A 13,919-nucleotide genomic window follows, 5' to 3' on the forward strand; every position below is an offset into this window, starting at 1 on the left:
AACCTGTTTCGGGTAAGGGCAATCACACCACAACCGTCGCACGAGCACACCCTGCTCGCAAAGCCCGCCGAAGCAGAATTGATCAGACATACCGCCAAAAGGATTTGGATCTATGCACAAGCAACACCGGAATGTTCCGTCTTTTCGACTTGCCCTGTTTACCCTCGGACTGGCCGGGGCCATTAGTTTAAACACGATTTCTTTCGCCGCGACTCCCCAACTGGCGGCCAGTTTGGATGAATCAGCGGAACGACGAATCACCTCATCGGTTGTGGAGGCATTGACAACGATTGAAGATCACTATGCCGGAGAACTTGATTATAATCGAGTCAACGAAAGCTCAGTTGATGGAATGCTCGGAGTGCTTGATCCACACTCCCATTTCTGGACCCGGGAAGAATTCCTTGAATTTCGAACCCGACAGGCAAGCGTTTATTCCGGTGTTGGGGCAACCATCGCTCCGCATAACGGAAAAGTGTATATTGTCTCCCCGTTTGAAAATACGCCGGCATTTTTGGCCGGCCTCCGATACGGCGATCAGATTATTGCCATTGATGGGCAAACAACTGACGGCTGGACCTCAGATCGGGTCCGCGATAATTTGCGTGGGTTGCAGGGAACTGCGGTCCAGGTCACGGTGAAGCGTCCTGGCGTCGAAACACCGATCACGTTTCGAGTGGTTCGCAATTCAGTCAATCTGCCGTCCATGACCAATTGTTTTATGATTCGTCCCGAGGTTGGGTACATCGGGTTGCGGCGTGAGTTTCAATCCACCACCGGCGATGAAGTTGATGCCGCGCTGAAGAAATTGAAAGCCCAGGGCGCCAGGTCCGTCATTTTGGATTTGCGCGGCAATCCTGGTGGATTACTGGACGAAGCGATATCCGTAGCCAACCAGTTTCTCAATCGTGGCCAAAAGATTCTTTCCTACAAAGGCCGTACCAGCAGCGGAATTTTTCGCGATTACAATGCGTCCAACGCTGATCCGGATAGTTCAAGCCTGGTGGTCATGATCAACAACGGTTCGGCCAGTGCTTCGGAAATTGTCGCGGGTGCCATCCAGGACCACGACCGGGGCATCATCGTTGGTGAAAATAGCTTTGGCAAAGGACTGGTACAGACGATTTTTCAGCTTTCCAATGGCTATGGATTGACCCTGACAACCGCCAAGTACTTCACCCCAAGTGGACGATTGATCCAGCGTGATTACGCAAACCTCTCCCGTTATGAGTACCAAAAACAAGGAATTCTTGGCACGGGAGCTCGTCCGAATGACTCAAAAGACAACCGTTTTGAAACGGATACTCGTCGGATTGTCAAGGGTGGGTTTGGAATTGAGCCGGATGTGAAAATTCCTCCTCAACTGTTAACCGCCACTCAGGTTCGGTTGCTGGATGCCACATTCCTGTTTGGTCGGTTACTGGTGACCGGACAAATTCCTGGATTTGCTGAATACCGGGTCAATGATTTGAACTTTGGTCATACCCTTAACAATTCTGAATTTACCGTCACGGATGCCCTGTATCAGCAGTTTCTGAAGTTTGTTCGTGAAAACTCCAAGGAAACCGGAGGCATCACGGTTGCCATGGTGACGGAAAACGAAGAGTACATTCGCCAGCAATTGCGTCGTGAAGTGGTTACTGCCGCTTATGGTAGTGAGGTGGCCGATGAAATTGTGATTGCGGCTGACACCCAAATGGTTCGGGCGATTGAAGAACTCCCCAACGCCAGACTCCTGGCTGAAAAATCCCGCAAGGTTTGGCTGGAAAGCAGCCAGCGCGCGCCCCGTCGGTTTGGGCAATAGCAATACGAGCGAGTAGCGAGGAGTGAGTAGCGAGTGGTCAATTCAATACAAAATCGCAAGGTCTTGACACAATCCTGAGTTTGTCTGTCATTCTTCGCTACTCACAACTCGCTATTCTTTGCCATCAGGTCTTTTACTAACCATCTCGCACTCGCTATTCACTCCTTGTTATTCTTTGCAACCCGGCCTTTCTCTAACTATCTCGCTATTCACTACTCGCTTTATTTTGCTACACACAACTCACTCTTAAAAGAGGTATGGCATGGCAGATCAGGCAACGCGTCAACGAATCAAAAAAGTACGAACCCATATCAGTCAAAATGAAGGTCTGTTGTTTGAAATATCACGGTCCGGGAGTCGGGCCTATGTGTTACCTCCATCGGATGTACCTGAAACCCCAATTGACCAATTGATTTCTTCCGATTTTCTGCGCCAGGACGATCTGGAGGGAATGCCCGAATTGACTGAGCCCGAAGTGGTTCGCCATTACACCCGGCTGTCAACCTGGAATTATGGAACCGACACCGGAATGTTTCCGCTTGGGTCCTGTACCATGAAGTACAACCCCAAGATCAATGAATGGGCGGCACGGCTCCCCGGTTTTGCGATGACGCATCCGCTCGCGCCAGAGTCGCTGGTCAAAGGGAACCTTCGGTTGATCAAAAAGTTAGAAGACGAACTGTGTGAAATTACCGGGATGGACACGATTTCGCTCCAACCAGCAGCCGGGGCGCATGGTGAACTCACTGGAATTATGATGGTTCGGGCCGCATTGGAAGCCCGTGGCAACCGTCGAAAACGAGTTCTGATACCAGATTCAGCTCACGGCACCAACCCGGCCAGTGCCGTGATGTGCGGTTACAGTGTTGAAACGATTGCGTCCAATGCTCGCGGGTTGACCGACCTTGATGTTTTGGAAAAGAAAATGGACGATTCGGTGGCCGCCATTATGCTGACCAACCCAAACACGCTTGGGTTGTTTGAGGAAAATATTGAAAAGATTGCGCAACTGGTCCATTCCCGAGGCGGGTTTGTGTATATGGACGGGGCCAATATGAATGCCATGTGCGGTGTGACTCGACCTGGGGACATGGGGGTTGACGTCATGCACCTGAATCTGCACAAGACCTTCTCTACGCCGCATGGCGGTGGCGGGCCTGGATGTGGACCCGTGCTGGTGGTCAAGGAACTGGAACCGTTTCTGCCATTCCCAACGCTTCGACGAATAGAGGCTGGGGACGTCGAATTTGATTGGAATCGTCCTCAATCGGTTGGCAAAGTGAAGGCATTTTGGGGCAATTTCGGAATGATGGTGCGGGCACTGGCTTATATCCGGGCGCTGGGACCAGATGGGTTAAAATCTGCAACTGAAACCGCCGTGCTCAATGCCAATTATGTCGCCCACCACCTGCGCGATACCTATGATCTGGCATTTGAAGGGCCAATGCTCCACGAGGTCGTGTTTTCGGACAAACGGCAGCACCCGACGGGTGTTAAAAACGCTGATATTGCGAAACGACTGATTGACTATGGCTTCCATCCGCCGACGATGTCCTTCCCATTGATTGCTCCGGGCGCCATTATGATTGAACCAACCGAAAGCGAAAGCCGGGAAGAACTGGATTTGTTTATTGATGCGATGAAATCCATCTCAGCCGAATGTGAAGAAAACCCGGAACTGGTGAAATCGGCGCCTCACCACGCCCGTCTTGGACGGTTGGATGAAGTCGGTGCCGCACGCAACCCAGTTCTGCGGTGGAAACCCTAGTGAGGCTGAAAAAACCAGGGCTGAGGGGTTGGGGACATAAGCGCCAGGATAAGAAAGCTCGTGCTCTTTCCGGTGGCATTCAATGATGTTCTTGTCGGGGTTGGGTCTCGTTGCGGGCCGGGTCCGTGGGCTTCGCACCACGGCTATTACACGACGACCCTGCGGGCCTAAAACGCCTTATCCTGGCGCTTATGGGGCTCGGGGCTGAGGGCTGAAGAACCAGGGCTGAAGAAGTTGGGCTGAAAAACTGGTTTTATTTCATCCCTCATCCTTCATCCCTCATCCCTTCAGTTGCTCCGAGCTTGCGAGTCTTCAGCCCTCAGCCCCAAGCCCCAAGCCCTGGTTTTTAAGGAACTGTCACCTGAAACTTCGAATAGGTATGTTCCGCCACCCGCTGGGTTCCAGGCGGGTTGTAATTACTCAAGCTAAACAGGTACCGACCCGTCATCAACTGGCTGGCATCAATGGTTTCAATATACCGGTTATCAACCGTGACCCGGATGCTGCCTTGTCGGATGCCAAACGCGTAGCGATGTTCCCCTGAAAATGACATGTTGACTTCGTGCCGTGGGGTAATGAAGTCATATGTATCTCCGCCCCTCCAAAACCGGCATTCCATTTGTTTGTCAAAGTGGCCATCACCGTGAAAGTACAGGAAAATACCGTAATCCAAACCGGGACTGACAAACCCAAAACAGCCTGTTGCACCGCGAGATTGGCCCTGGATCCGAAAAGTATATTCCTTTCGGGAGTCAAAACTGTAGGAATGGGTTAACCCATAGTAGTGAGTCCCACCCCAGCCAATCAGTTTTTGGTCCCTGGTGTCCCACTGGCCCAGATTCTTGGTCCATCGGGAAAGGGATCGGTTTTGAAATTGATCAGCAAGCAGGATTTTGCGAGGTTCGTTTCGATTCTCCTGTTTTGATCTCGGACGAAACGCACCGCAATAATCACAGTTTTGGGAATCAGGCTGCATTGGAGCGTGACAACGATAACAATACAGCAGCAATGTTGCTCGGTTCATGCTGGATGTTCTCCTGAGAATTCGGATTGGCCTGCGGCAAATTCAGGTTCTTGAGCAAGGAAAGCAAAAAACAAATTGGACAATGATGTCAGGTGAATCGCGGTTCCTGTGACTGATGGGGAAGTAAACGGAGTTGATTGCCCTGGGTGCTGAATACATTGCAATCGTATCCTTATTCTCTGGCATTTCACATTTGGCTCAAGGCTGGCATTCGAGCCGTCTCCGCCTGAAAGCACAGTGTATTTCCAACGCAACATCTGTGTTTTCCATATCGGGCGGGCCCGACTGGCGGGGTTGAAACCTGTGCTCCAGAGATTTCACCACAGTCAAAGGAGAATCGAGAATTATTGAATTCAGGGAGTGAGCATAAATGAGGGGATCAGGATTTCCCCGAACTGAAAATCAGATGGTTTTGATTTCAGAGAATCACGCTTCGTGCAGTGCACCGCTCAAAAAATACAAAATGAGAAAGATGACCGCTGCCTTCAGCCATTGATAGTGAGTGGCTCGGGCGTTGGTTGATACACAGTTGGATAGGCCGCAGTGAACCTTTCGGCCATAAATGGCCGAGCTTCTGGGTGGGATCATCCAGCTTACACTGGTTGATCTTGAGCAGTTCGCGCTTCTGCCTGACTGCCATCAGTCAGGGTTGCGGGCTGCGCCGGTCGGCTGTCCTTCCGGCGTAGCGGCAATCCCACGTTTTTTCACCACCTGAGCGCCGTTGTGGTCGGCATTCGCAACGTGTCCGCACCGCTGACAATGAAACTGACTTTGGCTCACGCGGTTGGCGGGATGAATGTGGCCGCAACTGGCACATTCTTGCGAAGATCGGTAAGCGGCAACGCTGATCACCAGTTTTCGACGCCGAAGCGCCTTGTATTTGAGAAATGTCACCACCATTCCCCAGGCCGCCGCCAAAATATTCCGATTGAGTCCGGCTTTGGCGGCGGCGCCGTTGGGTTCGTAGCCATTCCCATCAGCTTTTGGTTGCGGGGATGGACTGGCCGTCATGTTTTTGATTTTGAGATCCTCGATCACAAATATCCGGTGGTCGGAGGTCGCCAGCCGATGGCTAGTCTGATGGGCAAAGTCCCGCCGGACATCAGCTTTCCGGGCGTGATACCGGGCCAGTTTTTGTTTGGTCCGTTCCCGACGGGAAGACCCTTTGACCTGTCGTGACAATCTTTTTTGCTGACGGTTGATTTGTCGGTCACACTGGTCAAGCGTGTGCTTTTGTTCCGGGGTAAACTCAAATGGTGTCCCTTCCGATGGATAGACTGGAATCACGACTCCGCGATCCAGTCCAACCGTGATGGGTTCCAAGCTTGCTTCGTCCATCTGGCTGTATTCGACCTGGAGTTCTTCCTCCGTCGCCAGTTCCTGGCCATCTTCATAATTGAATGACACGAAATACTCACCATTCCGACGTGATACTGTGATTGAATGTGGTGACTCAAACTCCCGCCGGGCGTCAAAACTCAACGCTCCAATCTGATTGGTCTTTGTTCCAATCATCAGTTGGTATCCAATCACGTCTCCGGTTTGGTTATCCGTTTTCGGTTTCAACTCAAACAGTTCACTCGTCAGCCAGACTGAATCCCGGTTGCCTTTCCGTTTCCTGACCGGTCTCTCCGCCAGTCCCGCCACGTATCGCTGGTAGGCTTCCCGCCACCGATACGCTGCATTCCGCAGTACCTGGCTCGGGATGTCTTTAAGCCAGACTGTTTGTTCCGTTTTGAATTGGGAATAGCACTGGTCCACCGGCACCGGCACGCCGACCAGCGCCAGGCTGTGGGCCTTAAACGTCCGGAAATACTCGTGTTCCGCCACCTTCGCGTTGTAGATAAACCGCCCAGCGCCCATCCATTGCGATAACACTCGCTTTTGCTCATGGGTTGGATGCGCCTTGAATTTGACGCCACACAGTGCCATATATATTCCCAATCTGTATTATTACTTTAGTAATAGCGTGCACGATACCATGTCGGTCTGTTTCCCGTCGAGCAAAATCTCATCCCTTCCTGGCACTTTCCGTTGAGTGATGGTTTCTCGGGAGGTTGATTTTCTTTTCCCGTGATCTGTCCGGTTCCCATTGCGCTCAGATTTCTTAATTCTCTAAACCAGATCGGACTCGCTTAACTCGGCCCTGAAAGGCTGAGACTGCGCTCGTCGTTTTGTTCAAAAAGAAGTTTGACGATGAAGCTTGGGATTGCTTGATTTTTGGAAAACGGGCAACGGGCATAAAGGAGAGGAAACGATGCCAGTTGGTCTTCCTGGTTGTTTCCCTGAGGTGAGGATAACAACCCCTGAAACGCCTGGGCATTATACGGACCTTTGGAAAAGAAAGCGAGAAAAATCTATCAAAAAACAGGACAAAAACATTAGAGCGAGAAAAAACTAATTCTGGGATCAGAATTTGCAGCTAAATACCGGGCTGAAAAAAACAGGGCTGAGGGCAATCGAAGGGATGAGGGATGAGGGATGAGGGATGAAAGAAACCCAATTCTTCAGCCCTCAGTCTTCAATCCCGAGCTTGCGAGTCTTCAGCCCCCAGAAAGAAACCTGGCATCGGTGGTCCGGTTGCGTCCATTTTGTTTCGAAGCATAGAGTGCTTTATCCGCTGCCGTGACCAGTTCATCCTGATCTGCAACCTGGAGTGCTGGATAATTGGACACACCAATACTGGCTGTAATTTTGATTGGCCCAACTGAAGTTGGTGCCGGCGCACTTTCAATCGCAATCCGAAGCCGTTCGGCGACATCTCGGGAAGGGTCAGCCGGAGTATTGGGCAATAAAACTGTAAATTCCTCGCCTCCATACCGGGCTGGAATGTCGGAGTCACGCAAGCGGCCTTTCACCAATGTTGCCAGATATCGCAACACGTCATTTCCAACTTCGTGCCCGTAGGTGTCATTGATTTTTTTGAAATGATCCAGGTCAATCATGATCACACCCAGTGGTTTGTGGGTGCGTTTGGCCAGTTCAAATTGTTCAGCCAGTTTTTGGCGCAGATACCGGGGGTTAATCAGCCCGGTGAGCCCATCAATCGTCGCCAGTTCAAATAGCCGGGCATTTTCAAGGGCGCTCACCACTTGCTGGCCAAGGGTTTGGAGCAGTGCCTGATGTTGTTCGGTAAATGCCGCGCGGGATTCGCTGGCCACACTAATCACACCCAATGGGCGATCTTTTGATTCTAATGGAACTCCCAACCAGGAACGATAGGGAAGTTGACGGATCAACCAGCTATATCCATAAGCATTTGCCTCTTTGGTGATATCTTCCAATCGAAGTGGACGGCCACGTTTGACACACCACTCAGCCAGTCCAATTGCGTTTTCTTCGGGTGGGGTTTCTTCACCTGGAGTTTGTTCCTGGCGGCTCCAGCGACCACTATTGAGTAATTCACCGGTTTTGCCAGTTGAGATTTCGGTGCCTCCTGGTGGAGTTTTGGTTTCACCTCCAATGGCCTCCCGGTGTAATTTGCCAGTTCCCGAGTGGTCGGTTTGCCGTCGATGGAGGCGAGGCATTCGATAGTTTACCCCCTCTAGTTGAAGGTGGTTCTGGTCGGTTGAGGTTTGATGTTCGGGAAACAGGTAAATCGCAAACGAGTCTGCCCCAAAAAGCTCCTTGCCATGTTCATACAGTGCTTTTAAGAGTTCTTTTCGAGTTTGCGTGGCATTGCTCAAGGCTTTGCCCAGACTGGCTAAAATCTTTAATTCAAGCACGGTTGACTGGAGTTCGGTTGTGACCCGGGCTTGCTTGCTCAGGAGTGCGACCAGCGAGACCAGGACCACACCCAGTACACAAAAGACTTTGAAATCAAGAAAATACACTACTGCCATAACCACGCCGAGCAGCACATTCGAGATCTCGGTCAACAACACCACAAAGGACCGCAACTCACGGGTATTCCGATTGTATTCAAGGAGCGGGATACCGCGGGTCCAGGCGTGAACAAACATCAAATTCCATCGAATCAGCACAATCGAGGCATAGACAAACGGGATGCTGGCTGTCTGACGGGGTTCGAGGGTGGTAAACGGAGTCCATTCGCCCCAATTGAGAACCCGATACATCGAACTTCCAGTCAGTGTCACAAACGCCATCAACCCGCCCTGAAACAAAATTTCTCCCAGATTGGCATACCATGGACCATATTCGACCTCGCGAACCGTTCGATTGGCCAGTTGACTCAGCGTGTTGAGGATAGCGGCCAGAGCCATGATGACGATGGCTGTCCCTGGATCAAAAACCAGAATCACACAGACGTTGAGTGCATCTTCGGATGAAAGAGCGGCTGACCGGGTCGGGCGATACCGTAAAAAGACACATAACATCAGCAACAACAGAAAAACAGCCGCATGCAGCACTTTTTGGGTGTTGACCGCCTGAAACGAATAGCCTTGTCCAAGGGATAACTGGTACACCAGCCACAGGCTCAGAGTTCCAAAAACCCAGATAAAGAGTAAATAAGGCCAGCCATAGGGGGTTCGTTCAAGTGTTGATGCCATAAAATAAAGGGGATCGGAAAAATGGTGAAGCGACTGGCAACGGCTCTGACCCAGACAGGTGAACCCGCCGGTAAGACACCACAGGACCCAACCAGCCATGAGCCAACCAGAGCCAGGTCCCGGCAAAGAGCAGTATCTTCTTCAATTTGTGAAGCCGTTAATGTTGGGTTTAGAAGTGGGTGAAAAAAACCGGAAAGCTAAAATGCAAGTCTGTTTTTTCTACTGGACCCGGTATAAATTCTGCAAGTTTTTTTTCTTGAAACGGCGCCTTTTCCAGTACTCTTGCCTAAAAAAATTGAAGATTGCCTGTGAGATGAGCTTTGAAGCTGAAAAAGAGAAAAGAAGGTCGAATTTTAACCCTGGTTCACTAATTGCATCTTTGACACATCGCTGAGACAATCAGCCGAAGATGCGAAAATTTCCCCTCCTGGTTCAATGCTGGTTCACCAGTGACCCAATTCAGATTTCATTTTCCAAGGATGAAGTGACTGTTATGTCAACATTGCAATCGTCTCAATCCGATATATCACCAAAAAACAAAGCGACCATCTCTCGGACCACCAGTTCCGGAGTTGAATTGAACTCTTACTACCGTCAGGCAGATCGCCCCGAAGGGGCTGAAGCCGAAGTTCCGGGATCGTACCCGTACACGCGGGGTATTTTTGCCCAGATGTACCGGAGCAAACTCTGGACCATGCGCCAGTATGCCGGCTTTGCGACGGCTGCCGAATCCAATCGGCGGTATCGTTATTTGCTGGAACAGGGCACCACTGGTCTTTCCGTGGCTTTTGATTTGCCGACCCAGATTGGACTGGATTCAGATAACCCCCTGGCCTTAGGCGAGGTCGGAAAGGTCGGAGTCGCGATTGATTCGTTGGAAGACATGGAAGTTTTATTTGATGGAATTCCACTGGACCGTGTCTCAACCTCAATGACCATCAATGCCACCGCTCCGATTCTGTTATCGCTCTATATCGCGGTTGGGAGAAAGCAGGGGGTCCGTCCAGATCAGCTCAACGGTACAGTCCAAAATGATATTCTCAAAGAGTATATGGCGCGCGGCACGTATATTTACCCCCCGCGTCCATCGCTGCGGCTGATTACCGATTTGTTTGCCTATTGTTCGGCTGAAGTCCCCAACTGGAATACCATTTCAATCTCGGGCTATCACATTCGGGAAGCCGGATGTACGGCGGCCCAGGAAATTGCATTCACACTGGCGGATGGGATTTGTTACGTTCAGGCGGCCCTGGATGCGGGTCTGGATGTTGATCAATTTGCACCGCGTCTGTCGTTTTTCTTCAATGCTCACAATAATTTACTCGAAGAAGTCGCCAAATTCCGGGCTGCCCGGCGGATGTGGGCCCAGATTATGCGCGAACGATTTGGGGCAAAAAATCCCAAGTCGTTGATGCTCCGATTCCATACCCAGACGGCGGGAAGCACCTTGACCGCCCAGCAACCCGAAGTCAATGTGGTTCGGACCACGATCCAGGCGCTGGCTGCCGTCCTGGGTGGCACCCAATCGCTGCATACCAACTCGAAAGACGAGGCGCTTGGGCTCCCGACTCAGGATGCGGCTCGGGTCGCCCTCCGAACCCAGCAAGTGATTGCCTATGAATCAGGCGCGGTGGATGTTTCTGACCCACTCGGTGGTTCCTACCTGATCGAACATCTCACCGATGAACTCGAACAGCGTGCCAAAGCCTATATTGCCCGCATTGACGAAATGGGCGGAATGTTGACGGCGATTGAAAGAGGGTTCCCACAACGCGAAATCCAGCAGGCCGCCTTTGAATATCAACGGGCGGTCGAAGACCACCGTCAGGTTGTGGTCGGAGTGAACAAATTCCAGATGGAAGAGGAGACTTCGATTCCGATTCTCCATATTGATCCGGAACTGGAAAAAGCCCAGGTGGAGCGGGTGCGGGCGGTTCGGGCCCGACGGGATGCCGTGAAAGCCGCCGCTGCTTTGGATGCCGTTGAAGCCGCTGCCCGAGGGACTGAAAACGTCATGCCGCATATTCTCAATGCGGTTGAGTGTTATTGCACGGTTGGGGAAATTTCAGATCGGTTGCGGACAATTTTTGGGGAGTATCAGGAATCAGTGGTGTTTTAAGGAGGGTTCGGGGTTCCGGGTTCTGGGTTTGGGGTTTTCAAATTTATGTCCTTTTGGTCCTTTAAGTTCTTTAAGTCCTTTAAGTCCTTTTGCCTTTTCCCAATCCCGAACCCCGAACCCCGAACCCCGATTGGCTCTATCCTGGTTCCGCTGTCAGTTGGATATCACTTGGCCCAGTTGGGATGCTGTCACCAGTGCTTGCCTGGGCCTGCTCTTTGTACTGAAGTTCATACAGGCGGCGATAGAGACCATGCTGGGCAAGCAGTTCCTGGTGGGTTCCCATTTCCCGGATTTCACCCTTGTGCAACACAATGATTTGATTGGCTTTTTGGATGGTTGACAGGCGATGGGCCACCAGGATGGACGTCCGGTCAATGAGGAGCCGTTCGATGGCTTGCTGGATCAACTGTTCGGTATGGGTATCAATGCTGGAAGTGGCTTCGTCCAGGATCAGGATTCGGGGATCAAACGCCAGCGCCCGCGCAAAACTCAAAAGCTGCTTTTGCCCAACCGACAACGTGGCGCCGCGTTCTTTGACTTCAGCCTGATAGCCCCCAGGGAGTTTCTGAATAAATTCATCCGCGTGGACTTCGCGGGCCGCAAAGTGAATTCGATCATCGTCAATGCTGGTATTGCCAAGCCGGATATTGTCCGCAATCGTGCCGGCAAACAAAAATACATCCTGGAGCACGATTCCAAAGGACTGGCGAAGTTGATGCAGGTCCAGTTCCTTGATATCAACTCCATCAAGCAGAATCTGACCTCGTTGAATGTCGTAAAACCGCATCAAGAGGCTGGTAATGGTGGTTTTACCGGATCCGGTGGCACCAACCAGTGCGATTGACTGCCCGGCTGGGGCTTGAAACGAAACATTCTTCAAGACCCATTCTTCGCCTTTGTAGGCAAACCAGACGTTGCGAAATTCGATTTCTCCACGAATGTTGGACACTGGTTTTGGGGCGTCCGGAGAAGTAATTTCAAGGGGTGTGTCCAACACCTTAAACACACGCTCTGAAGCCGCCATGGCTGCTTGCAGGATGTTGTATTTTTCGCTGATATCCTGGATGGGTTCATAAAACCGCTGCATGGCTTGAATAAAGAAAATCAGTGAACCGAGGGTCAAGGCGCCTTGAATGACCTGACCGCCGCCATACCACACAACCAGCGCCACGCCCACCGAGCTAATCAAGCCCACCGCCGGATAAAACACCGCATAATAAAAAACCGAGTTCACATTGGCGATTCGATGCAGGTCGTTGATTTCGTCGAAATCGGTCAGGGCACGGGTTTCGCGATTAAAAAGCTGGACCACGGGCATTCCGGTGATGTGTTCCTGCAAAAAGGCATTGATGCGGGCCATGCGGGTGCGGACTTCGCGATAGGTCGCAGTGGCGTTGACCCGAAACCAGGCGGTGACCCCAACCAGCAACGGGATAATGATCATACTCACCAGCGCCAGTTTCCAGTTGATCAGCAGCAAAAAGACCAGAATTCCAATCAGCGTGAAGACATCGCTAAAAAGCGTCACAAACCCGGCGGTGAAGAGTTCGTTCAGGGCATCCACGTCGGAGGTCAGGCGCGAGATCATCCGGCCAATTGGGTGGCGGTCATAATAACTCAGGGAGAGATGCTGAAATTTGGCGAAAATCTCCTTGCGCATGTCATACATGATGAACTGACCCATTGAGTTCAGGATCACGGACTGGACATAGGTCAGGGAGAAAACAATCGAAATCAGGATCACATACCAGATTCCGATCACCAACACCCCATTTGCTGGGGTGAAATGAATGCCTAATCCGTCAACACCGTTCTGAAACAGCCGGGAAAAAAAGGAGAGATTCTGATCCGAGGGAGGTTTGAGATAGAGGTCAACCGCCACCATCGTCAGGTTGAGCGCCACCAGTTCAAAGATGGACGTCAAGGTGATCAGCGGAATGGCGATTGAAATTTGAACTCGATAGGGTTTCAGATACCTTAAGAGCCGCCAGAACAGGCGACCATCATAGGACTTTTCAACGGCTTCTTCTTCGTGATGGCTTGCCACGCACACAACCTCGATTCAATAACAAAATAGAAGGGCGATTATGCGCTTTCCCGGTTGTGCATTGCCACCAGTCCTGGCAAGTGGGGATTTGTGGGTGGTAGAGAAAGGAATCAGGGGATGGAGTTACACATCCTTGGGGGCAATAACCGTGATAAGATCGTTGTACCGTTTAAAATCTGCGGTGTTGAACATCAGCAAATGGGTTAAGATTATGCGTCAACATCGCTGCCACCAGACGGATATCATGTCCGGTTTTTCCAATAACTTCTTCACAATTGAAAACAAACACTCTTCATCAGCCCATTCCAGGGAGCTTGAGCCAATTCACGTTGTGGCAATTTGTCAGAGTACAGGTTCGCTTGAGAGCTTCGTTTGATAAGGAATTGTTGGAAGTGAGAGCGATAAAATAAATCCTAAAATATTCATTTTGTTTTACATAATTAACCTGGATGATTTTTTATAATGCGAATTAAGGTTGCTTCAGGCTAATCTGTATTGGGTCTGGACAGCAATTCCCGGTGAGTCTGTAAATGAAGAAAAGAAAGGAAAAAGGAAAAAGAGTTTCCGCGCTGAGAAGAGAAAAGAGAAAAGAGGGAGGAAGGGGAAAAAAGAGCAAGCGGGAAAGTAGGGGTGAGGAGGGCCGAAA

General features: G+C 51.0%; 7 protein-coding genes. 3 read left to right on the forward strand and 4 right to left on the reverse strand.

Features of this window, described 5'->3' with window-relative positions:
• The first annotated feature begins 112 nt into the window (after positions 1-112).
• Positions 113-1,804: a S41 family peptidase gene (locus HY774_00595; protein MBI4746958.1), complete on the forward strand. Its 1,692-nt coding sequence runs from the start codon at positions 113-115 to the stop codon at positions 1,802-1,804.
• A gap of 262 nt (positions 1,805-2,066) precedes the next feature.
• The gene (gene gcvPB, locus HY774_00600; GenBank protein ID MBI4746959.1) at positions 2,067-3,572 is read left to right on the forward strand and encodes an aminomethyl-transferring glycine dehydrogenase subunit GcvPB; all 1,506 of its coding nucleotides are present in this window, start codon (positions 2,067-2,069) and stop codon (positions 3,570-3,572) included.
• Positions 3,573-3,918: 346 nt separating this feature from the next.
• Here the strand turns inward: gcvPB and HY774_00605 are convergent, their stop codons facing one another.
• The 3 genes from HY774_00605 to HY774_00615 all read right to left on the reverse strand — a co-directional run bounded on the left by HY774_00605 (position 3,919) and on the right by HY774_00615 (position 9,107).
• Positions 3,919-4,596: a zinc ribbon domain-containing protein gene (locus tag HY774_00605; GenBank protein ID MBI4746960.1), complete on the reverse strand. Its 678-nt coding sequence runs from the start codon at positions 4,594-4,596 to the stop codon at positions 3,919-3,921.
• A 639-nt stretch (positions 4,597-5,235) separates the two neighbouring features.
• A complete protein-coding gene (locus tag HY774_00610; GenBank protein MBI4746961.1) occupies positions 5,236-6,528 on the reverse strand; it encodes a transposase in 1,293 nt (430 codons plus the stop codon).
• Between the two features lie 611 nt (positions 6,529-7,139).
• A complete protein-coding gene (locus HY774_00615) occupies positions 7,140-9,107 on the reverse strand; it encodes a GGDEF domain-containing protein (GenBank protein MBI4746962.1) in 1,968 nt (655 codons plus the stop codon).
• 493 nt (positions 9,108-9,600) lie between these two features.
• Between HY774_00615 and HY774_00620 the strand changes: the two genes are divergently transcribed.
• Positions 9,601-11,226 (forward strand): methylmalonyl-CoA mutase, encoded by a 1,626-nt coding sequence (locus HY774_00620; protein MBI4746963.1) that lies wholly within the window; start codon positions 9,601-9,603, stop codon positions 11,224-11,226.
• Positions 11,227-11,362: 136 nt separating this feature from the next.
• Here the strand turns inward: HY774_00620 and HY774_00625 are convergent, their stop codons facing one another.
• A complete protein-coding gene (locus tag HY774_00625) occupies positions 11,363-13,273 on the reverse strand; it encodes an ABC transporter ATP-binding protein (protein ID MBI4746964.1) in 1,911 nt (636 codons plus the stop codon).
• Between the last annotated feature and the right edge of the window lie 646 nt (positions 13,274-13,919).

The organism is Acidobacteriota bacterium (genome assembly GCA_016208495.1).
Classification (GTDB): Bacteria; Acidobacteriota; Blastocatellia; order Chloracidobacteriales; family Chloracidobacteriaceae; genus JACQXX01.

Excerpts from the sequence above, each read along its gene's own strand:
- HY774_00595 (MBI4746958.1), top strand. The coding sequence starts at position 113 with ATGCACAAGCAACACCGGAATGTTCCGTCTTTTCGACTTGCCCTGTTT.
- gcvPB (MBI4746959.1), top strand. The coding sequence starts at position 2,067 with ATGGCAGATCAGGCAACGCGTCAACGAATCAAAAAAGTACGAACCCAT.
- HY774_00605 (MBI4746960.1), bottom strand. The coding sequence starts at position 4,596 with ATGAACCGAGCAACATTGCTGCTGTATTGTTATCGTTGTCACGCTCCA.
- HY774_00610 (MBI4746961.1), bottom strand. The coding sequence starts at position 6,528 with ATGGCACTGTGTGGCGTCAAATTCAAGGCGCATCCAACCCATGAGCAA.
- HY774_00615 (MBI4746962.1), bottom strand. The coding sequence starts at position 9,107 with ATGGCATCAACACTTGAACGAACCCCCTATGGCTGGCCTTATTTACTC.
- HY774_00620 (MBI4746963.1), top strand. The coding sequence starts at position 9,601 with ATGTCAACATTGCAATCGTCTCAATCCGATATATCACCAAAAAACAAA.